A 17,540-nucleotide genomic window follows, 5' to 3' on the forward strand; every position below is an offset into this window, starting at 1 on the left:
TTTTAATGTGGCTAAGTTGAGAGTAAAGGAACTCGCAGAGGCCCTAAGCATTGATTCCTCTGAGATAATTGCATCATGTGTTCTTCTAGAAATTCCTGCATCATCACCTCTATCGTCACTTTCAATAGAGCAATGCAAAAAAATAATTGATCATGTTCAAAAATACAAGGAGTGAATTATTGATAATTAAGTATCAATATATCCAAGAGATAAAAACAACTTCCCATAGTGAAAAAAGACAGAAGTATGAATAAATTATACTTAGTTAATTCATACATAAAGAATGTTTAAGTAGTTATCTATAAATCATTAGCTTCTCTGAACAATGCGTCTTGATAATCCGAATCTTTTTTTAAATTTTCCATCCTGATCGGATCAAAGTGATCTATTAATGACTTACCAAATTCAAAAATTTCCATATCAGATAAACCTTGATCTCGCAAATTGGCTAAGATTGCTGATATGTCATGGAAAGCCTCCTTGCATAATTCTTTTTTGTCTTCCGATGTAAGATCTTCCATATTTGATAATTACAAGTTACTCTGATTTAATCATACTATGAATAAAGATAGAAAAAGATGATTATTATTCAGCTAAACTTATACGTATAGAAATAAAAACGAATAAATTTTTTTTTCATTCATCGCTATAGAATTAAATTGAGACAAATGGATTAATTTGAATCTTATTAAATCAATTAAATTTAAAAACTATTTAAAGTTGTGGGCGGGCCCAATAATATTACTCACTTTGTTATTTTTATTTGGGGCATTGGGTTATCGAATTACAGAAGGATGGGATTGGGGAGATTGTTTATGGATGGTACTGATAACTGTTACAACAATAGGTTTTGGTGAGGTCGAAGTTTTAAGTTCTGCTGGCAGGATAATAACTTTTTTAATAATCGGAGGAGGTCTATTTGTTATTCAATTAACACTGCAAAGGTTTATACAATTGTCTGAACTAGGCTATTTTATAAAATTAAAGGAGCTTAGACTAAAGAGGTTTATTAGAAGGATGCAAAATCATGTAATCATTTGCGGTTATGGTCGTACAGGAAAAGAAATCGCTGATCAATTACACTCTGAGAATATATCTACTTTAATAATAGAAGTTGACCCTACAAGAAAGAGTGAAGCGGAAGATAAAGGGTTCAACGTCTTATTAGCAGACGCCACTATGGACGAATCACTTTTACTTGCTGGAATTAAAAATTGTCGAAGTTTAGTTGTTACTCTTCCAAGTGATGCAGCTAATTTATATGTTGTACTAAGTGCAAAAGCACTTAATGATAATTGCAGATTAATCGCTAGGGCTGCGAACGAAGAAGCAGCAAATAAATTAAAACTAGCAGGTGCTAATGCAGTAGTTAGTCCTTATGTAGCGGCAGGAAGGACTATGGCCGCCTCTGCATTAAGACCCATAGCTGTTGATTTTATAGATTTACTAGCAGGCTCAGATTGCGAAATAGAAGAATTCAAAGTAACAGAAAATATAGATAAAATTAACAATTTTACAAGCAAAACAAATATAGTTATTAATTTCTCAAAACAAGGTGAGGCTCTGCTTCTAGCAACTAAAGTTTCAGGAAAATTAACAGGTAACCCGATAGACAATTTTTCAATCTCAGCAGGTATGATTATGATTTTTCTTGGAAGTAAGGAGCAATTAGACAGAGTTAGAGTTCGCTTTAAGGACGTTTTAGTAAAAACATCTTAAATGCTACCAGTGTCTACTTAGAGACGAGGGTAAACACTACAAGGAGTTCATGACAGCTTTTTAATTTTTACATTAGAACATACCAAGTTGATTTTGATGGATGAAATTACAAACAAAGGAAGGCAATGTTGACGACAGAAAACAGAAAATTGTTCCATCAAATATTAATGGGAGCATATTCACTAAAGACTACGTAGATTTCCTGAATGAAGCTGGTTGGAGATTAGAAAAAAAATTTCCATCAAACAATAATAATTATTCTGATTTGCTAGAAGACACAGACTGGAAATCGAATAATATAGATTTTAATTGCTCAAAACACTACAGGAGAGATCTTGACGCTTTGAGTTAAAAAATTTTTATTTATCAAAAGATCTAATTTATGAATAGACGCCAAAATCTAATATACAAAAACATAATTTGAATATTATGGAAACTCATCAGCAGCCATGGAAGGTTTGGATGTTTATTTTATGTCTCAATATAGTTGCCATTGGGGGTGCTATTTACCTTAATGCAAATGAAATTAATATATACTCTTTTAGAGGTGGATCTTGATTTTTAATGAAGAAATCTGAATTAACACATATTAAAGAGTTACAAAAATAAAATGGAAAAAGAAAGTGAAAGCAAATGGAAGAAAGCTTTAGATAACATATTAATCTACAACCTTTATATATTAATAATAGGGTCTATATTCCTTGCTGTAAGTTTTTTGGTTAGTGTTAATGGCAACTCATATTTATATGGTTTATTTCAAAAATTATGGTACCCAGTATTTATTCCCTCATTAAGTCTCTTTTTTACAGCAATATTGATTGAAGCGTGTTTTAATAATCTAATAGATAGACATAATAAGTAAAATATATATAAGTTACGCTTTCAAGACTTTAGAATGATAAATTGTTTTTAAATTAAATTCGAATAAGATATAAAGTGATCTATATAAATACGATGAGATTAAAAGTTTGCTTTATTAATGTTCTAGAAAATTTTCACGACGAGACAGTTATTTCTAATAATCAGATTGAAGCAAAAAGGAATGTTCAGTTATTTAATCCAAGTTCTAAGGTTTTAGAAGCTAAATGGATATAAAATAATTTCTACTAATAACAACAACAAATGGAAGAATTAACTTATAAGGATCTAACCAAAACGGAATTAGACAATCTTAAAGATATTTATATATCAAGTAAGGTTGATTCAATGACTGAAAGCGATTTGAGGGAATTTGTTAAGGAGATCATTATCGATCAAGTAAAAGGAACTGTAGGTAGTGCAGAAGAAAAAGAAGTTTGGGATGAAATTAAAGATCATTTTTCAGAGGATTTAACTAAAAAGATCCTGGAAGTAAAACATAAATGCAGTAAAAATCCACACCTAGAATTAAAAAGTCAAGAAGAGATCGAATTTAATAGAAGACTTGGTCTGTTAAAACAACAGCAAGAGGAGAAACAGAGTAATGACATGTGGGAAGATTAAATATCCATATTTATTTTATTAAGTATATTGTTAAAATTATAACTGAGTTGTATTTCAAGTTAAATATAAATAAGTAATTCGAAAAAAGATTGCAAAAATTATATATATAAAGAATCTTACAGATCTGTATTTTAATTCATTCAAAAATATAAAGTTTTTACCTGAAGGAACGAATAAAGAAAGAAATGAAAAGTAAAATGAAATTTTTTCAATCCATAAAATTGAGTTTATGATTGTAATTTTCGGATCGTTAATATTTAAAGTTAGAAAGAAGAAACTAAGGGAAAAAATGATTGATAGTATTAACAATGATTTTATTAAAATCATTAAATTAACTATCATACTGTAATCAAGTTTTGTAATTCTTTTTTTTATTTGCCTAAGATGAGAATTATCCAAACGAAAATATTCAGTTTGAGGAATCCTATACTCTTTATAGCGATAGTGTAACTCTCTTTCTAATTTTATATAATCACTTGTGTACAATTTAGCAATTACACTATCTGGCTTGAGTTGCCTCATCCTATTTTTAAAATTTTTAGTTATTCCAATCTTGTAGATATCTCTATTTCTAATTAAATATAGCCATCCACTCATCAACTTTTAATATTATAATTTTTGTGTATCGATATAAATTATGCTGCCTCAGACTTTCTTATTGAGTTAAATTTTTCTCGCATTGTAGGATTATTTCTAGTCAATCTTTTAACAGAAACTTCTTGTGCTTTATCGTTAGCCAACCTCAGATTTCTATCGGCACCCATCAATGCATCTTTGGTTTTTTGCAAATGATTAATAGATTTATCAATCTCCATGATTGCAGATTCAAAACGTTTTGAAGCAAGTGCATAGTTTTTACCAAAAGCATCCTTAAAGAGCTCAAGGCTATTTTCAAAATTTGTAATATCAATATTTTGTTCTTTTATAGCTGCTAATTCCGACTTATACTCAAGTACCTTAAGAGAAGCATTTCTTAATAACGAAATAATAGATAAAAAGCATTGAGGTCTGACAACATACATCTTGGGAAATCGATATGAAAAATCAACAATTCCTGAGTTAAACAAGTCATTGTCAGACTCTAATAATGAAACTAATACAGCATATTCACAATTTTTTTCAATGCGATCTTTATTTAGCTCCTTAAGGAAGTCCTCATTTTTTTTCTTGTAAGTGGTGTTATCAGATTCATTTTTCATTTCAAACATAATAGAGACTATCTCGTTTCCTTCATTGTCAAAATCTCGAAAAATATAATCGCCTTTACTACCGAAACTAGTATCATTATCTTTCTCAAAATAAGCATTAGGAAAGGCTGTTGAACGTAATCTATTAAACTCATTTTCGCAATGTTGTTCCAATGACTCACCAACCATTTTCGTAGACAATTTGATTTTCAAATCTCGAAGTCTTTGAATTACATCATCACGTTCTTTTAGCTGAATCTCATATTTCATTTTTATAGATTTTTCTGATAATTCTTTTTGTAGTTCAACTTTGTCTAAATTATTTTTTATTTGCTCATAAGCTTCTTTTAATTTTGTAATTGCATCAGAAATAGCAAGTTTTTTATCATATTCATTCTTTTCTTTCGTTTTTTCCAATAAATAAGAAAGTGTGTCTCTCTCTTTTTCGAAGGAATGCTTAAGCTTGCTGACAGCAATATGTTTGTCAGTCTCAGCAGCAGTCAACTGTGACTCAAGAGCTTGCATTTTTTTTTCATTTACAAATGCTGCTTCTTGCATTTTGAATCGGATATTTTGAATGGCTAGCTCAACTGAATTCTGTTTATCCTTCTCAAGTAGTTCAAGTCTTTTGCTCAGTTCTTCTTCAAACTGCTGATCTCTTACCTGCTTAGTGATATTTGAGTAATTCTCTTCCTCGATGCTAATCTTACTCCCGCATTCAGGGCATTTGATTTCATTCATATCTGAATAAAAGAGAAAAACAATCTATTATCCCTTTTTATCCGTTTTATCGTCGACAAGCAATAATTATGTTAATCCCCATAAGGCTCCTGTAAATAAATATTCAAGTGAGTGAAGGAAATTTGAGTCTGAAAAAGAAGACTTTTATTTTTATTTTTTTGATATTGGGTAAATTCTAGACAAATCACCTTTATTTGACTTAATAGCAGAAGTTTTCCACTTGTACCATTTTTTGTTTCTAGAGTAATCTTCCTGTTCCCAAATCTGATTTTGAAATATCAAGATCCCACAAATTATAAAGAATATAAGAGCACCTAGAAAGATATTCCAATCAAGCATTATTGAAGCATTGGAATAACGCACATAGGCAACTATTTTCAACATATTCTCCTTGTGAACAATTGAGTTCCCTAGAAATTACATTTAAATACTAATGAATTTTTTATACAAGTGAGGTTTTGAGCAAAAGCTTATTCAAAAGTATATCTACGCATGACTGAATATATACTTATCAATTATAAGAAATAAATTATTGAGTTAGAGCAATAATTTTTACTACATAATATATATATGTATACAAACTAAAATAAAATTAAGACGTATTGTATTAACAAAAAATGTCATTACTAAACTTTGCTCTTGCCCATTCTGATTTAGGTATAAGCCACTTCACAACTGATTTGATTCTTGTTTTATCTTTTGCAATAGTAACAGCACTTCCTATGTCTTTATTAAGACCTCAGATCCAAGAAAAGAATGTAAAAAGCAGTGTTTTTAAAAACTGATACTATAGAATCCTACCAATAATAAACTAGAGAATTTATCAATTAAAATTATATCTTAGTACATTTAATAAATTTTAAGATTGATCTTATAACCAATCTTAGAATTTATTTACATACTATAAATTTATTTGAACTCTTTTAAATCTGATAACCATATAAATAAAAATATTACTAATACCAGAAAAGTCTTTTAACAAGATCTGATTTTTGTTGTTTTTTAAATTTTACTACCCTTTTTTGATAAATTTGACACGTTTTCAAACTAAGTGTATGTAAGATATATTTAATAATTAATTGTTATGTCAGAAAAAACCATATTTATATATGATGGTGAATGTCCATTCTGCAATCACTTTGCACAATTACTTGAATTAAAAAGCAATCTTCAAGAAGTTGAAATATTAGATGGAAGAAAAAATCTCCCGCTACTATCTCAACTCTATAAACAAGGCTACGATTTAGATAATGGAGCAATTCTTATAAATAATGAAAATATCATGCATGGTGCTGAAGCGATAAATTGGGTTTGCTCTCAAATTAAAGAACCAAGCGATTCTCTTCTAGAAATACTCCGGATTATTTTCACATCAAACAAGAGGACAAATTTTTTATTCCCATTTCTTTTATGGGGTAGAAGATTATCACTCGCAGTAAAAGGTAAGGTTTGGAAGCCAGTACATAAAAATGTCCAATTTTATTGAATACTTTTATACGACCAGGGCTAAAGTTTTTTACTGTTTATAAAAATTTTAAATTTAATATTTACGCAAAATCAAACAACCTTTTTAATTCCTGTCGATTAACTTCAAGACCTACATTAATTAAAGGGTTATTAAGTCGCAAAAATTCATCACCTGCATTAACTATATGTAATTCACTAATGAAATTTTAATGACATTTTGTTAAAGGTTGAGAATAATTTTTTTTAAGAATATTATCTTGATATTCTTGTTTGTAACATCATTTGATAAGAGGATATACCCTATACCTACTATGAGTTTAAATATGTAAAAATAAGACTTTATACATCTAAGGTTAATATGCTTATAGAAATCCTTGGGAATAGCAATTCATTACTAATTATTCTTTTAATTGGTTTGTCAATATATTTCGGAATTCAAGCAAAAGCTAAAAATATAAAATGACTTTTAGTTATTTACATAATTACGTCTATGGCTAATGAACTAGTAAGTTAAAAAAAATAATAAAAAGATATCTTATTCAAGGATATCTTTTTTAACTTGCTCAAGACTAGGACCCCTTTCACGATCAATGCTTGAAATAGGTATCCAACTCCAATCCACAAACAGAGTAAGCATTACACCAACAAAAATAGACAAAGGTAGAACAAGCTCAAAAAAAACGTGCCTAACCATATAGATTATTAAATCTGCTGTATTAGTAACAATTTCTTCATAGAGGGGATCAAACAAAAATCTACTTTCGGTACAACCTATTAAGGATAACGAACTTAGATATGAAGATGTGAATATAAATAATTACAGACAAGAGAAATAAAGAGTATATACCTTATCAAATAAAAGCGTAATGACTAAAAAAATAATGCTAGACAAGCATCTATCTCAAATACAAAGGATGATCAAGAATTAAAAACATAGATTTTAACAAGAAGAAATTCGACAAAAGGCAAATCGAGTATACTTAAAAAAAGGATGGGGGAAAATCAAGAAAAACATAAAATACGAAAAATAGATAAGGTATAAGGAATAGTTTTTTCAGGAAAAAATACGAATTTGAAAGATACAAAAAAAAACGGTCGTGAAAAAAAAAAGAATTCTCTTGAGGAAAATCAGAAAACGGTATGAATAAGAGACTAAAGATCTTAGTAGGTAAATGAAATATAGATTAATAATCAGACAAATTTATCAAAGATAATTTAGCGATTAAAAAAGCCGAGTTGCAGATATGCATCTCGGCTAAATCTAAATGAATTAATTCAGTTTTTAAGGAATTAACCTTCTCCTTCTGGAACCAAACGGAATCCTTTTCGTCCCATCTTAATCTCAAAATTATCACCTGGTTTGAGATCTAAAAGAGCTGTATAGGCCTTTCCTATCAAGAGGTTTCCATTTCCTTGGACGGTAGCCACATAACTAAGCTTTCTTCCACCTTTACCAATACCACCAGCACTTTCAGCTGCTAGGTTTACACCTTTAGCTTCTAGAAGTGCTTCATAAAAGGCAGTGTAGTTAAGACGCTCTCCGCCTCCTTTCTTGGTGGAAACATATCCACAAGCTTTAACAAGATCAGATTTTGAGACATCTCCCAAGTCTTTGACCTTGGCTAATAAATCCTTACCAGTGAGCATGATAAATAAATGGTTGTACTTATAATACTAACTTATAATTAACAAACTTACAATATTTACATTAGTCCTAGACATTAAAGCTAAAAGTTATGGGAAGAGAAGTATCTAGATTAAACTCAGGAATCCAAGGTTATATGGAAAATTGTTCATGCTTAATGGGATTGATTTATAGGAAACGACCAGTATGGAAAGCTGAAAAATAAATGATTCGAAGGATCATTTATCTATTAGAAAACGCTCAATCACTAGCAATAGCAAGATTATTTTATAAATAACGTAAAATCTAGAATTTCATAAAGACAGGTACGAGCAAATAAAAATTTCCCAAAAATTAGTTCGTTTGGTATATAAAGCTTTATATTTGAATATTTGCTAAGAGATGAATCAGAATATAATTACTTATTACAACAAAAAATGAATCTCTCTAAAATCCTTGCGATTTGTATCGTATCTGTATTCATCCTTTCAGCATTTGCGGGATTAATTGGAACTCTATTAAATTCCTAGTATGACAAGAAATTATTATATCTAGCTTTCCATGAGAACAATTATTCTTTCCGTTTAATCAAAATAAGATATGTAGAAGCTGATATTTTAAACCTCTATGAAAATAAAATGTATTAGGAATAATTCCAACGCTTTATTTGATTATCGTCTTAATTTTTGGTTCAAAAACAGCACCATTACATATCATCACTGATAAAACTTCCTTGTTTCATCATTCATCTTCTGTACAGCTTTTATCTGACCCAATGTCGCAGATGTTTTCTTGATGCACCTATTCAAGCTAAGCTTGCCTGGATATAGGAATTAACTGAATAGCAATTGTAGTAATACAAAAAGGTAAAAGTCCTGGATATATTATCTGGATAAAATATTTGCTTTGAAAATTCAGGAGAAGTAATCAATAAGATCTATTCAAACAGTTAAAGGTAAAAAGACATCAAGTAACATTTACAAGGACAAAACATGAATCATCTTATGCTGCAAAGAATAATAGATGAACATTAAAAATATAGAACACGTCAAATAATGCCAAAACATATAAATTTAGAAGTTTCAATCTGAATTGTCCCACTTACCAATTGCAAACTCAAGAAAACGATCAATGTCATCATCTGGGCAGCCAGTCTTCATTTGTAATTCCTTACATGCGTCAGAAATCTTATTAAAACAAGTTTTCACATCGATATTTCCCTTTATTGCATCAAGCAGTTGCTTGTCGGTAAAGGTCATAATTGGTATTGCAAGGTGTAAAAAACAAGGATATTTTCATTCAGCTTATCTAGCAATCTTGATAAGAACAAATGAATATAATCTATAAATCAAAATCAATGAGTCCTCAATTAAATTCTCAGATAAAACAATCAAAGAATTATCGTGTTAAGGCCAAAGCCCAATTAGGCGAGTATTTGCTAACTCCTAAAATATTTTTGGTTAAAGAAGAATTGCATTTGGCGACTATTCCATTAGTAGGAAAATTAGAAAACAATTCATTTCTTAACCATTGAGAATGCCATGTTTTGACTTGCCTAGGATCATGCGTTCTTAAGGTTATGGGTACTTCAAAACCCCAATTTTGAAGTTGTGTCAAATCTGACAATTCATCCCTGTTAGATCTAAAGATTTGAAATGCCAAAAAAGACAATGCGGAATTATTAGCATTTTCAAGAGTTGAGGTCGATAACAGTTTCTCAAATGAAAATTTTGAATTACAAAAATGAGAGAATAAAACTCCCTCCAGCTCAACTTCAACCTTTAGAGAGTCATCAATATTCAATGGAATAGCATTGATAGTTCTGATATTCTCAATAATTTCACTATCCTCTCGAGAAAAAGCATCTACTAATTGACCGTATTTGTATCTAAGACCTATTGCGAAACCATCAATTTTAGGTTGAACCACCATAGTTGATCCCTCTGGTAATTTTGCCCACCAGCTTGAGAAACAATTTTTATCCAGTCCAAGTAACCTCATACCCATATCAATAGGAGAATGTCATGTCAAGTCGCTTCTTTAACCTCTTTTCTTAAGGAATCAAAAATGTACTAGTTTTTACAATATTTAAATATGGAGAATAAATAATAAAAAAAATGAATAAAATAAAATTCAAAATATCTAGCTTTTATATTTTATTATATAGAAATCAATTATTTAATATAAAACAAATAACCTATTAATGAACTTTATTCATGGGCTATTACAGATGGAATTACTTGAGTATTAAAACTTAGTTGGTGACATTAAGATTCTATAAATATGTTTTTACAATTATATTGAAAATATAAGAGAAGGATATTTGAAGCAAAGTCAGTATTTATTCTCATGTTGCCATAGCTTTTAACACATATTTTTATAGAGAATAATCTATAGATATGACAATATTGGAAAAATACCCTGAAGATATCCCCTGGGATTTAAACATCGAGCAAAGCAACTTCAGGTCAATCGAATGGATACTATCTAAAGCGGACATCGTTTATACGTTTACAAGGAGTCGTATAAACGATAAATATATCTACATCCAGAAGAATGATGGTATCAGAAAGGCTATCAATGAATATGAAGCCAGGTTTACATACCAAAGGTTATTTGACGAGGGATATTCATTGACTGCCTTTTCCTGATTAATAAATAATTCTTGACGTTGAAGATCATAAGTGTAGGCTTAGAGAAATAGAAACTTTTAGTAAATGCCAAGGGTAAAAAGAGAGAAGTATCCAGAAAAGGCTCCTTGGGATTTAGGACCATTATCTGAACATAAGGCTCTTGAAAATTGGAGATTAGTAAGAGGATCTGAAATAGTAATTTTCGCTAGAAAAGGTGATGACAATCACTATTTCATTATGCAAAGAGACGATAAAGAACCTATTGAAATTCTCGCTTTCCAAGCGAGGCTTACATATCAACAACTTTTAGATAAAGGTTTCAAACTTGAAGTCTCATAAATTTATGGAGAAGACCACTCATTATTGATAAAAAATATTATGACTGAATTAGAAGAACTTGAAGACATTGTTGGGAGCTTAGAAAATATAGAACCTTTCGGAATTGAGCCAGATTTTAGCTCGCTTGGGCTCGAACCAGCTGAAGTGTTAGGTTTCCAGACAGAGGAAGAACTGGAAAAGGCAGTTAATCTTCTCACAGTAGAGGTTGATCAGAAACAGTTAATTTTAATTGACGTTTGATTAATAAATAAAACTCATATGAGCACTTAGTGCCGAAACTTTATATTTTTAAGTGTTTTTTAATGCATCTTAGCTTTATATCTATTAGTTAATTAATTAAAGCAATGAATTTTTCAAGATAAGGAGTTCAAAAGGATCAAGCTTAATTTCCTTGTTTTAGTTTTTTAAAACATTGCTTACAAAGGATTAAACCTTTCCTTCTATAAACAGAATCGGACAGAAAAACCTTACAAAGTTGACAATGAACTAATGTATTTTGCATTGTCAAAAATAGCTGTTATCTAAGCCCAATCAGTATCTTCCAAAAGGCTGGAATAATCAGAACTATCGAAGAAAGTGTCTTCGTTTAAGAGATCGTCGACTTCAGCGCGAAGCCAATAACTTAGAGACATTGTAATAAGAAGTGGAACTAAATAAAGCCTGGAACTATCCAGCCAGTGAAACCGTAATTAATAACAGCTGCAAGAAGACCCATCATTGCAAGTCGACCGTTCATTATTTCAGCTGTTTTCCAGTAGTTAGTTGTTTTATCCATTACACAAAACCTGGAATAATTTGACCGGTTGTTGCATAGGCACCGACTAGAGCAATGCATCCAAATAATGCTGCATAGCCGTTAAGTCTTTCAGCAGTTACTTTTTCAGGATCAATTTTCCTACTGTTGCTATCGTTTCGAGTAGTCATTAAACGATACCAGGGATAATTTGACCAGTTGTAAGATAAGCACCGATGAGTGCCCAGCATCCAACAAATGCTGCGTAGCCGTTGAGTCTTTCAGCAATTACTTTGCCTTCTTCGACCCTTGGAGTTTCAACAGTTGAATTTTTCACTAAACGACACCTGGGATAAGTTGGCCTGTTGTTAGGTAGATACCTGTTAATAGAACGAATGCCATCATGGCTGGTCTGCCGATGCTTCTTTCTAGGATTGTTTTGTTAGATGGTTGCATTGTTATGAATGTGTTATTGGGTTAGAAAATACCAGGAATGATTTGACCTGTTGTTGCGTATGCACCGAAGGCTGCAACGAAGCCAAGCATTGCTGCCCAACCGTTAAACTTTTCCGCTTCTGGAGTCATGAGAGTTAAAATTGACTATGTAAACAAATGTAAATGAATTGTTAATCTATGTAAAGTCAAAAATGTACGGCTTGCCACCTCGGTGCTGTATTTAGATACTACAGATACAAAATTGGTAGCAGAGAAAGAAGCTTTGGGCGCATTTAAAGAAAATAATGTAAAAAACTATCTTTTGATAATCAGATAAAGAGCTTAAAAGATGTATGTATTGTCTATCTATTTTAGAACTCGTAAAATATTTGTTTAAGGTCAACTATAAAAAAATTCAATTTCTTTAGTTTTTAATCCTTCCCAACCAGCTTTAATTAAACGAGCATTAAGCGTATCTTGGTCAAAATGTTTGGCTCCAGTTTTTACAATTCGATTTCTCATTGATTTTTTCACCCCACTTCTCTTGCGTGCATTTTCTTTATCCATAACCTCTGTGTAGAGGTTTAGCATTTCTGAAGGAATAGGAGTTCCATCAAGATCTAATCCAGCTTTAATAGCCTTATCAATAGCATCTGGGCCTGAAAAATCCACTTCAAAAAAGCAATTAAATCTATTTTCCTCTCGCAACAACCGATAGTTGGCATAAATAAACTATATTAATAAACTTTAATTTAAGCGATAAATAACTGAGAGATTATTTGCTGGCATCTCTATAACCTTGTCTTGAACGAATCCATTCATAAAGGCAACTTTATTGACTTCGTCTAAATGTCGAATTCCCCAGAGTGGATTCTGAAATTTTAAGGATTGGTCAAAATTTAAATTACTATCTGAAGTTTGTACATCTTTTCTTATAAAGGGTCCATAGATCATCAAAAAATTATTTTGATTTAGATTATTTTTTGATTCATTAAACAATGCTTTTGTACAACTCCATGGAGAAATATGAATCATGTTTATACAGACAACTCCTTTAATTAAAGATCTTATTTGGTTGGTTATTGGCCATGGTCGTTTCTCTACATTAATATCTAGCGGTTTTGGCATTTTAAAAAAAAGGCCTTCATGTTTAATCCATGAAGTAATACTTTGCCTATGCGCTAATTCAGGATCGCTAGTTTGCCAGATAATTGATGGGAATGTTTTTTGGAAGAACACTCCATGTTCTCCACTTCCACTAGCTATCTCTAAAAACAAGCTGTTAGGAGAAATATAATCACTCAAAACTCTGGCAATGGAATTACGATTCCTTGTTGTCGCAGGAAAGTTAAGTCGATTGTCTAGATTTATATTTCCCATTATTTATCAATAGTTAATAGGACTAATAAGTCAGAAGGCCTTGGTTGTATTTCCTTAGTAGAATTTTTAAGTATGAAAATAATACTTATTAATAAGGGAGATAAAAATACGGATGCAGCAAATAATCCAAAAATCCGTCTTGAAATTTGAAAAGGTTTTTTTACTAATGGATCTCCACAAAGACCACAAATCAAAACTCCATCACTCCTAGTTTTCTTAAATTGATAGCGAGAAGAGCAAAAAGGGCAATAATATCGACTCATTTCTAAACTTACAAAACACATTTTTAACTACATTAAATATTCCTAGCTAGCGTAATGAAAAGCAAACTAAATTGATTAAATGTAGGACTGAAGAATGAGAGAAGAGACTAAAGGATCAGATCATCTTATAAAGAATCTTGAGAGAATATCTCTTAAAAATTCTATCATAAATTACAAATCTGAAAAAAAAACCCTCTTATCATTAGGACAAGGCAATGTAAATGAATGGTTAGAGTCACTTCTTCCAAATACAAGAATAATTTTAGAACCAAAAATTATTGGAACAGATATTGGCATTCAATATTTAAATGGGAAAGTAAACAAAGCAATAAATGAAAATAATCAAGACATAACTGAATTTGTAAGATCTGTAAAAAATATTCCTAGAATCATCCCGATTAAAAATAGAATAGAAATTCGGGGAGTGCTATTCGACGTTGAGAAAGCATCAAACAAATGTAAAAAAGCTAAATTTTTAGAAACTCATAAAATAAAATCGCAGTTAAAAAGGCTTAGATTCTGTGCTTTTCAAATATTCCATTGCAATATCAATCATTTTCAGTCACTTCATGAACTAAAAAAACTAAATTTTGAAATTCCTCAAACTCATTTTACAAACTTTACTTCAGATATAGAAATCTATCTTCAATGCTGGAAAGAGGGTAAATTATTTAAAAGCTATCCAACAAACGGTATAGTATTGAAAATCAATTCAAGAAGATTACAAAAGTATCTTGGAGAAAATAATATATCAACACATTGGGCATACGCAATAAATTAATGATTTTTTTTTCAACACAAAACTCTTCACAAGCATTGGAGGAGTATAGATCCTTTCACCAACTTGATTGGCGATACTAACCATAGGAATATTGTTTACAGTAGATGTACCGTTGAAAATAATTTTAAAAGGAAAAGAAGACTAAGTTATTTTTCAATTATTTTACCTTAAATAAAATTGTGACTCGCTAAACAAACAACAACAACAACAACAACAACTGAATCTCGATTAAAATCGTTACTGATTAAAACAAATACAAGAAAAATATGAAAAAAAATATTGCTATGTTAATCACAAATTTCAATAATAGAATTACAACCTTTCCAATTAATAAGTTTCGGTTAATTTTAATTTTGATAACAGGGCTACTTTTTCTCCCTTTTCAACAAACCAAATCGCAAGAACTTTTCTTAAATGTATAGGTAAATATCAGATAAATAGAGGTTCTCTGATTAAACCAGATTGGGAAACGAGCTATCTAACAATTAATCTTGATGGATTGATATCTACAAAATAAATCGAAGACATCTTACATATCTAGTTAAATCACCAAAAAAAAAAATAGAACTCTAATAGGTATTTGTCAGAAAGGAAAAGGTTAAGAAGATTGCTTATAGACTGTAAAATACATGTTCAAATGTTTTCTATATCGGTTATAAATCACGTTTATGATTTTGATCAAAACCTTGAGCAGCTCGGTTATTAGCTATACCTCCTACCCCAAGAACTAAAAAAATCAAGTAAAAAGATAGAGTCGTAACTAAAGTAATAATTGCAATCGAGGCTGTATTCATAAGAATATTCGTTTAATTTAAACAAATATTCTAACAGGAGGGTTAAAATATCAAATCAGGTAAAAATGACTGTAAAACCGCTGATCAAAATTGAAAAAGATATTATAAAAAATGGGAGAACTTGGATCTGATTTTTTTCCATGAGACATTTTTTTTTATAAGATAATGAAAAGACAGTTATGACGAGATGGATAACAGTAAAAATACATGGGTAATAACCGACCAAGCCTGAATTTAATGGTCACATCTATTGTTTTAAAAGAAAGTCAAAAAATTTGAAGCTAGAATTACTTAAAATCATTTAATTATTAAATTCATATGTGGGTAAGCATAGATTTTTGCTTGGTACCAGTTGGAGTAGGTGTCTCATTGTCTCCTTATATAAAGGCATGTTTATTGATTATTGAAGAACATAAGCTCGAGTATGAACTTGGTCCAAATGGAACTGCAATTGAAGGGGAGTGGGATGAGGTATTTGAATGTGTAAAGAATTGCCATGAGTTGGTTCACAGCAAAGGTGCTCCACGTGTTTACACAACATTAAAAGTAAATACACGAACAGATAAGAAGCAATTATTTAAAGAAAAAGTGCAAAGTGTAAAAGGCTGAGACCAAAAGAACTTAAAAGCATGGAGCAAAAGTAAAAAACAGTAAACAAAAGAAAGATCCCAGCAATTACCCATGCTTATTTAGCGAAGTACTGATATAAAAAAGATATCAGCACGATAATTAATGACTATCTTTGCTCGTCTAAGCAGATCAGAAGTTATTCACGGAAGAGCCGCTATGTTTATCGTTGCTATCTGGTTATTCACAAACTATCTAATTCGCTAAGAATGGCTAATCCTATTAAAACATGGTTTTTTGAATTAATCGAAGATGCAATAGGCAGTAAAGCCATGAAGCAATTCAAGAAAGAAGAAGAAGACAAACTGAGTCCAGAATCAAATAACAAGCCAAAACAAGATTAAAAGTAAAAACGCTAAAATTATAATTGGCTACATAATCAATCCCATTCAGCTGCGACGGCTCTTAAACCACTAGCGATAATCTCGTTAGGGCAATTAGTATCTTCCTTTAAGGCCTTAGCTGCAAGATGAACGTTCTCCCAAAATAGTGACACTGCCCCTTTTTTTTGATCATCAGAGAATTTAAACTCCTCAAAAGCTTTTGGCATTTTTAGTTTTTTTTATGTTCTAGCAAATATTTCACTCATCAACTGTAATTTTCACAGCCTCTATGTAATTATCTTTTTTGTTGTCTAAAAATAGCCTTCTGGAGACAAAACAAACAATGCTCAAAAGAAATATAAATCCAGAGCTTTGAATAAAATCTACATAGGTTGCCAAAAAATGATTCATTAGAAACGTGATTTTTTTAAATGTAGAGGAAAAAATTCAAATGACAAATTAAACAAATAAGATGGCAATAAATAAAACCTAACAATCTGGGGAGCTCAAATAAGCATCACCCATCAAAGTACCTGTACCTAAGTCAAAAACATTATCCAGGTCAGATAGGAGTTCTTTTAATTCCTCACCACTGATTCTTTTGATTTCTTGGTAAGTTTCTTTAGACATAGAAAGATAAAACCAGAAGTTAACTTAACTACTTCTAATTTGCTCTGAGACCGTAAATACCGATAGGGATAATTGCTTTTGGAGTAATGCCTAAAAATGTAAATTTCCAAATAAAAAATTCTATTTTATTTGGGAAAAAATAATTATCTTTAAAAAGTTAGGCGTTAAGTAATTATTCTTACACGGCTGGTAGTGGTTTGTTCTTATATTTTTGAGACTTCTCAGGACAACCTTCTTTTTATACTGAGCTTTAGAAGGTTGTTTCTTTGAATAAAAAACGTCAGTGCTCCCCCCCAGAAGCCAACCAATTATCGCCCTTGGTAATTGATTGCCTGACGTAAACAAATCCTAAAATTTCCTTTTCTTCAATTGTTTTGTAGGA

General features: G+C 30.6%; 32 protein-coding genes. 14 read left to right on the forward strand and 18 right to left on the reverse strand.

The window, feature by feature from the left end; genetic code table 11:
- Positions 1–7 precede the first annotated feature (7 nt).
- Positions 8–175: a translation initiation factor IF-2 N-terminal domain-containing protein gene (locus tag AC6EIW_RS02125; RefSeq protein WP_498520974.1), complete on the forward strand. Its 168-nt coding sequence runs from the start codon at positions 8–10 to the stop codon at positions 173–175.
- Positions 176–299: 124 nt separating this feature from the next.
- Here the strand turns inward: AC6EIW_RS02125 and AC6EIW_RS02130 are convergent, their stop codons facing one another.
- Positions 300–521, reverse strand: a complete 222-nt coding sequence (locus AC6EIW_RS02130; RefSeq protein ID WP_498520975.1) for a hypothetical protein — start codon at positions 519–521, stop codon at positions 300–302.
- Positions 522–672: 151 nt separating this feature from the next.
- On the opposite strand from AC6EIW_RS02130, the gene AC6EIW_RS02135 reads away from it, so the two are divergent.
- The 6 genes from AC6EIW_RS02135 to AC6EIW_RS02160 all read left to right on the forward strand — a co-directional run bounded on the left by AC6EIW_RS02135 (position 673) and on the right by AC6EIW_RS02160 (position 3,201).
- A complete protein-coding gene (locus tag AC6EIW_RS02135; RefSeq protein ID WP_498521601.1) occupies positions 673–1,719 on the forward strand; it encodes a potassium channel family protein in 1,047 nt (348 codons plus the stop codon).
- 100 nt (positions 1,720–1,819) lie between these two features.
- On the forward strand, positions 1,820–2,071 hold the full coding sequence (locus AC6EIW_RS02140) for a hypothetical protein (RefSeq protein WP_498520976.1): 252 nt from the start codon (positions 1,820–1,822) through the stop codon (positions 2,069–2,071).
- Positions 2,072–2,148: 77 nt separating this feature from the next.
- Positions 2,149–2,277: a hypothetical protein gene (locus tag AC6EIW_RS02145; RefSeq protein WP_498520977.1), complete on the forward strand. Its 129-nt coding sequence runs from the start codon at positions 2,149–2,151 to the stop codon at positions 2,275–2,277.
- A 52-nt stretch (positions 2,278–2,329) separates the two neighbouring features.
- Positions 2,330–2,581: a DUF8620 family protein gene (locus AC6EIW_RS02150; RefSeq protein WP_498520978.1), complete on the forward strand. Its 252-nt coding sequence runs from the start codon at positions 2,330–2,332 to the stop codon at positions 2,579–2,581.
- Positions 2,582–2,673: 92 nt separating this feature from the next.
- The gene (locus tag AC6EIW_RS02155) at positions 2,674–2,814 is read left to right on the forward strand and encodes a hypothetical protein (protein ID WP_498520979.1); all 141 of its coding nucleotides are present in this window, start codon (positions 2,674–2,676) and stop codon (positions 2,812–2,814) included.
- A 27-nt stretch (positions 2,815–2,841) separates the two neighbouring features.
- Entirely contained in the window at positions 2,842–3,201 is a 360-nt protein-coding gene (locus tag AC6EIW_RS02160) for a DUF7326 family protein (protein WP_498520980.1), read from the forward strand.
- A 54-nt stretch (positions 3,202–3,255) separates the two neighbouring features.
- Here AC6EIW_RS02160 and AC6EIW_RS02165 read toward each other — a convergent pair whose 3' ends face one another.
- Together AC6EIW_RS02165 and AC6EIW_RS02170 are read right to left on the reverse strand one after the other, a co-directional pair.
- Positions 3,256–3,798 carry a GIY-YIG nuclease family protein gene (locus AC6EIW_RS02165; RefSeq protein ID WP_498520981.1) on the reverse strand — a complete coding sequence of 181 codons (543 nt, stop codon included), beginning with the start codon at positions 3,796–3,798 and terminating at the stop codon, positions 3,256–3,258.
- 38 nt (positions 3,799–3,836) lie between these two features.
- Positions 3,837–5,129 carry a DUF2130 domain-containing protein gene (locus AC6EIW_RS02170; RefSeq protein WP_498520982.1) on the reverse strand — a complete coding sequence of 431 codons (1,293 nt, stop codon included), beginning with the start codon at positions 5,127–5,129 and terminating at the stop codon, positions 3,837–3,839.
- Between the two features lie 617 nt (positions 5,130–5,746).
- Between AC6EIW_RS02170 and AC6EIW_RS02175 the strand changes: the two genes are divergently transcribed.
- Complete coding sequence (locus AC6EIW_RS02175; protein WP_498462788.1) at positions 5,747–5,914, forward strand: hypothetical protein; 168 nt, start codon at positions 5,747–5,749, stop codon at positions 5,912–5,914.
- Positions 5,915–6,213: 299 nt separating this feature from the next.
- The gene (locus AC6EIW_RS02180) at positions 6,214–6,615 is read left to right on the forward strand and encodes a DCC1-like thiol-disulfide oxidoreductase family protein (protein ID WP_498520983.1); all 402 of its coding nucleotides are present in this window, start codon (positions 6,214–6,216) and stop codon (positions 6,613–6,615) included.
- A gap of 516 nt (positions 6,616–7,131) precedes the next feature.
- Here the strand turns inward: AC6EIW_RS02180 and AC6EIW_RS02185 are convergent.
- The 4 genes from AC6EIW_RS02185 to AC6EIW_RS02200 all read right to left on the reverse strand — a co-directional run bounded on the left by AC6EIW_RS02185 (position 7,132) and on the right by AC6EIW_RS02200 (position 10,227).
- Positions 7,132–7,347, reverse strand: a complete 216-nt coding sequence (locus tag AC6EIW_RS02185; protein WP_498520984.1) for a hypothetical protein — start codon at positions 7,345–7,347, stop codon at positions 7,132–7,134.
- A 539-nt stretch (positions 7,348–7,886) separates the two neighbouring features.
- Positions 7,887–8,243, reverse strand: coding sequence for an AbrB family transcriptional regulator (locus AC6EIW_RS02190; protein WP_011293945.1), 357 nt, complete (start codon positions 8,241–8,243; stop codon positions 7,887–7,889).
- A 1,059-nt stretch (positions 8,244–9,302) separates the two neighbouring features.
- Positions 9,303–9,479, reverse strand: coding sequence for a hypothetical protein (locus AC6EIW_RS02195; protein ID WP_498520985.1), 177 nt, complete (start codon positions 9,477–9,479; stop codon positions 9,303–9,305).
- Between the two features lie 139 nt (positions 9,480–9,618).
- Entirely contained in the window at positions 9,619–10,227 is a 609-nt protein-coding gene (locus AC6EIW_RS02200) for an NAD-dependent DNA ligase (protein WP_498520986.1), read from the reverse strand.
- 710 nt (positions 10,228–10,937) lie between these two features.
- Between AC6EIW_RS02200 and AC6EIW_RS02205 the strand changes: the two genes are divergently transcribed.
- The gene (locus tag AC6EIW_RS02205) at positions 10,938–11,192 is read left to right on the forward strand and encodes a hypothetical protein (RefSeq protein WP_498462793.1); all 255 of its coding nucleotides are present in this window, start codon (positions 10,938–10,940) and stop codon (positions 11,190–11,192) included.
- 39 nt (positions 11,193–11,231) lie between these two features.
- Positions 11,232–11,432 (forward strand): hypothetical protein, encoded by a 201-nt coding sequence (locus AC6EIW_RS02210; RefSeq protein ID WP_498520987.1) that lies wholly within the window; start codon positions 11,232–11,234, stop codon positions 11,430–11,432.
- A gap of 409 nt (positions 11,433–11,841) precedes the next feature.
- On the opposite strand, the gene AC6EIW_RS02215 is transcribed toward AC6EIW_RS02210, so the two are convergent.
- From AC6EIW_RS02215 to AC6EIW_RS02250, 8 genes are all read right to left on the reverse strand, one after another.
- Positions 11,842–11,967 carry a high light inducible protein gene (locus AC6EIW_RS02215; RefSeq protein ID WP_498520988.1) on the reverse strand — a complete coding sequence of 42 codons (126 nt, stop codon included), beginning with the start codon at positions 11,965–11,967 and terminating at the stop codon, positions 11,842–11,844.
- A complete protein-coding gene (locus AC6EIW_RS02220) occupies positions 11,967–12,116 on the reverse strand; it encodes a high light inducible protein (RefSeq protein WP_498520989.1) in 150 nt (49 codons plus the stop codon). The genes AC6EIW_RS02215 and AC6EIW_RS02220 overlap by 1 nt, the downstream gene beginning before the upstream one ends.
- Positions 12,116–12,262, reverse strand: coding sequence for a high light inducible protein (locus AC6EIW_RS02225; RefSeq protein ID WP_498520990.1), 147 nt, complete (start codon positions 12,260–12,262; stop codon positions 12,116–12,118). Before AC6EIW_RS02225 ends, AC6EIW_RS02220 begins: the two co-directional genes overlap by 1 nt.
- A complete protein-coding gene (locus AC6EIW_RS02230; RefSeq protein WP_011294968.1) occupies positions 12,262–12,381 on the reverse strand; it encodes a high light inducible protein in 120 nt (39 codons plus the stop codon). The genes AC6EIW_RS02225 and AC6EIW_RS02230 overlap by 1 nt, the downstream gene beginning before the upstream one ends.
- 21 nt (positions 12,382–12,402) lie before the next feature.
- A complete protein-coding gene (locus AC6EIW_RS02235; RefSeq protein ID WP_011125327.1) occupies positions 12,403–12,510 on the reverse strand; it encodes a high light inducible protein in 108 nt (35 codons plus the stop codon).
- A 249-nt stretch (positions 12,511–12,759) separates the two neighbouring features.
- Positions 12,760–13,032 (reverse strand): small RNA NsiR4-regulated ssr1528 family protein, encoded by a 273-nt coding sequence (locus tag AC6EIW_RS02240; protein ID WP_498520991.1) that lies wholly within the window; start codon positions 13,030–13,032, stop codon positions 12,760–12,762.
- Positions 13,033–13,107: 75 nt separating this feature from the next.
- Complete coding sequence (locus AC6EIW_RS02245; protein WP_498520992.1) at positions 13,108–13,740, reverse strand: DUF938 domain-containing protein; 633 nt, start codon at positions 13,738–13,740, stop codon at positions 13,108–13,110.
- On the reverse strand, positions 13,740–14,024 hold the full coding sequence (locus AC6EIW_RS02250) for a hypothetical protein (RefSeq protein ID WP_498520993.1): 285 nt from the start codon (positions 14,022–14,024) through the stop codon (positions 13,740–13,742). Before AC6EIW_RS02250 ends, AC6EIW_RS02245 begins: the two co-directional genes overlap by 1 nt.
- 73 nt (positions 14,025–14,097) lie before the next feature.
- Here AC6EIW_RS02250 and AC6EIW_RS02255 point away from each other — a divergent pair, with 73 nt between their 5' ends.
- On the forward strand, positions 14,098–14,784 hold the full coding sequence (locus tag AC6EIW_RS02255) for a hypothetical protein (RefSeq protein WP_498520994.1): 687 nt from the start codon (positions 14,098–14,100) through the stop codon (positions 14,782–14,784).
- Positions 14,785–15,437: 653 nt separating this feature from the next.
- Here the strand turns inward: AC6EIW_RS02255 and AC6EIW_RS02260 are convergent.
- A complete protein-coding gene (locus AC6EIW_RS02260) occupies positions 15,438–15,578 on the reverse strand; it encodes a hypothetical protein (RefSeq protein WP_498520995.1) in 141 nt (46 codons plus the stop codon).
- A gap of 318 nt (positions 15,579–15,896) precedes the next feature.
- Between AC6EIW_RS02260 and AC6EIW_RS02265 the strand changes: the two genes are divergently transcribed.
- Positions 15,897–16,187 (forward strand): MTH1187 family thiamine-binding protein, encoded by a 291-nt coding sequence (locus AC6EIW_RS02265; protein WP_498520996.1) that lies wholly within the window; start codon positions 15,897–15,899, stop codon positions 16,185–16,187.
- Between the two features lie 227 nt (positions 16,188–16,414).
- The gene (locus tag AC6EIW_RS02270) at positions 16,415–16,549 is read left to right on the forward strand and encodes a hypothetical protein (protein WP_498520997.1); all 135 of its coding nucleotides are present in this window, start codon (positions 16,415–16,417) and stop codon (positions 16,547–16,549) included.
- A 35-nt stretch (positions 16,550–16,584) separates the two neighbouring features.
- On the opposite strand, the gene AC6EIW_RS02275 is transcribed toward AC6EIW_RS02270, so the two are convergent.
- Together AC6EIW_RS02275 and AC6EIW_RS02280 are read right to left on the reverse strand one after the other, a co-directional pair.
- Positions 16,585–16,755: a hypothetical protein gene (locus AC6EIW_RS02275; protein ID WP_498520998.1), complete on the reverse strand. Its 171-nt coding sequence runs from the start codon at positions 16,753–16,755 to the stop codon at positions 16,585–16,587.
- A 262-nt stretch (positions 16,756–17,017) separates the two neighbouring features.
- A complete protein-coding gene (locus AC6EIW_RS02280) occupies positions 17,018–17,158 on the reverse strand; it encodes a hypothetical protein (RefSeq protein ID WP_498520999.1) in 141 nt (46 codons plus the stop codon).
- Positions 17,159–17,540: the final 382 nt, after the last annotated feature.

The sequence above is a fragment of the Prochlorococcus sp. MIT2308 genome (assembly GCF_059772345.1).

What these genes read in the sequence shown, in the direction of transcription:
- AC6EIW_RS02130 (WP_498520975.1), bottom strand. Translation starts at nt 521, where the DNA reads ATGGAAGATCTTACATCGGAAGACAAAAAAGAATTATGCAAGGAGGCT.
- AC6EIW_RS02140 (WP_498520976.1), top strand. Translation starts at nt 1,820, where the DNA reads ATGAAATTACAAACAAAGGAAGGCAATGTTGACGACAGAAAACAGAAA.
- AC6EIW_RS02145 (WP_498520977.1), top strand. Translation starts at nt 2,149, where the DNA reads ATGGAAACTCATCAGCAGCCATGGAAGGTTTGGATGTTTATTTTATGT.
- AC6EIW_RS02150 (WP_498520978.1), top strand. Translation starts at nt 2,330, where the DNA reads ATGGAAAAAGAAAGTGAAAGCAAATGGAAGAAAGCTTTAGATAACATA.
- AC6EIW_RS02155 (WP_498520979.1), top strand. Translation starts at nt 2,674, where the DNA reads ATGAGATTAAAAGTTTGCTTTATTAATGTTCTAGAAAATTTTCACGAC.
- AC6EIW_RS02160 (WP_498520980.1), top strand. Translation starts at nt 2,842, where the DNA reads ATGGAAGAATTAACTTATAAGGATCTAACCAAAACGGAATTAGACAAT.
- AC6EIW_RS02165 (WP_498520981.1), bottom strand. Translation starts at nt 3,798, where the DNA reads ATGAGTGGATGGCTATATTTAATTAGAAATAGAGATATCTACAAGATT.
- AC6EIW_RS02170 (WP_498520982.1), bottom strand. Translation starts at nt 5,129, where the DNA reads ATGAATGAAATCAAATGCCCTGAATGCGGGAGTAAGATTAGCATCGAG.
- AC6EIW_RS02175 (WP_498462788.1), top strand. Translation starts at nt 5,747, where the DNA reads ATGTCATTACTAAACTTTGCTCTTGCCCATTCTGATTTAGGTATAAGC.
- AC6EIW_RS02180 (WP_498520983.1), top strand. Translation starts at nt 6,214, where the DNA reads ATGTCAGAAAAAACCATATTTATATATGATGGTGAATGTCCATTCTGC.
- AC6EIW_RS02190 (WP_011293945.1), bottom strand. Translation starts at nt 8,243, where the DNA reads ATGCTCACTGGTAAGGATTTATTAGCCAAGGTCAAAGACTTGGGAGAT.
- AC6EIW_RS02195 (WP_498520985.1), bottom strand. Translation starts at nt 9,479, where the DNA reads ATGACCTTTACCGACAAGCAACTGCTTGATGCAATAAAGGGAAATATC.
- AC6EIW_RS02200 (WP_498520986.1), bottom strand. Translation starts at nt 10,227, where the DNA reads ATGGGTATGAGGTTACTTGGACTGGATAAAAATTGTTTCTCAAGCTGG.
- AC6EIW_RS02205 (WP_498462793.1), top strand. Translation starts at nt 10,938, where the DNA reads ATGCCAAGGGTAAAAAGAGAGAAGTATCCAGAAAAGGCTCCTTGGGAT.
- AC6EIW_RS02210 (WP_498520987.1), top strand. Translation starts at nt 11,232, where the DNA reads ATGACTGAATTAGAAGAACTTGAAGACATTGTTGGGAGCTTAGAAAAT.
- AC6EIW_RS02215 (WP_498520988.1), bottom strand. Translation starts at nt 11,967, where the DNA reads ATGGATAAAACAACTAACTACTGGAAAACAGCTGAAATAATGAACGGT.
- AC6EIW_RS02220 (WP_498520989.1), bottom strand. Translation starts at nt 12,116, where the DNA reads ATGACTACTCGAAACGATAGCAACAGTAGGAAAATTGATCCTGAAAAA.
- AC6EIW_RS02230 (WP_011294968.1), bottom strand. Translation starts at nt 12,381, where the DNA reads ATGCAACCATCTAACAAAACAATCCTAGAAAGAAGCATCGGCAGACCA.
- AC6EIW_RS02235 (WP_011125327.1), bottom strand. Translation starts at nt 12,510, where the DNA reads ATGACTCCAGAAGCGGAAAAGTTTAACGGTTGGGCAGCAATGCTTGGC.
- AC6EIW_RS02245 (WP_498520992.1), bottom strand. Translation starts at nt 13,740, where the DNA reads ATGGGAAATATAAATCTAGACAATCGACTTAACTTTCCTGCGACAACA.
- AC6EIW_RS02250 (WP_498520993.1), bottom strand. Translation starts at nt 14,024, where the DNA reads ATGTGTTTTGTAAGTTTAGAAATGAGTCGATATTATTGCCCTTTTTGC.
- AC6EIW_RS02255 (WP_498520994.1), top strand. Translation starts at nt 14,098, where the DNA reads ATGAGAGAAGAGACTAAAGGATCAGATCATCTTATAAAGAATCTTGAG.
- AC6EIW_RS02260 (WP_498520995.1), bottom strand. Translation starts at nt 15,578, where the DNA reads ATGAATACAGCCTCGATTGCAATTATTACTTTAGTTACGACTCTATCT.
- AC6EIW_RS02265 (WP_498520996.1), top strand. Translation starts at nt 15,897, where the DNA reads ATGTGGGTAAGCATAGATTTTTGCTTGGTACCAGTTGGAGTAGGTGTC.
- AC6EIW_RS02270 (WP_498520997.1), top strand. Translation starts at nt 16,415, where the DNA reads ATGGCTAATCCTATTAAAACATGGTTTTTTGAATTAATCGAAGATGCA.
- AC6EIW_RS02275 (WP_498520998.1), bottom strand. Translation starts at nt 16,755, where the DNA reads ATGCCAAAAGCTTTTGAGGAGTTTAAATTCTCTGATGATCAAAAAAAA.
- AC6EIW_RS02280 (WP_498520999.1), bottom strand. Translation starts at nt 17,158, where the DNA reads ATGTCTAAAGAAACTTACCAAGAAATCAAAAGAATCAGTGGTGAGGAA.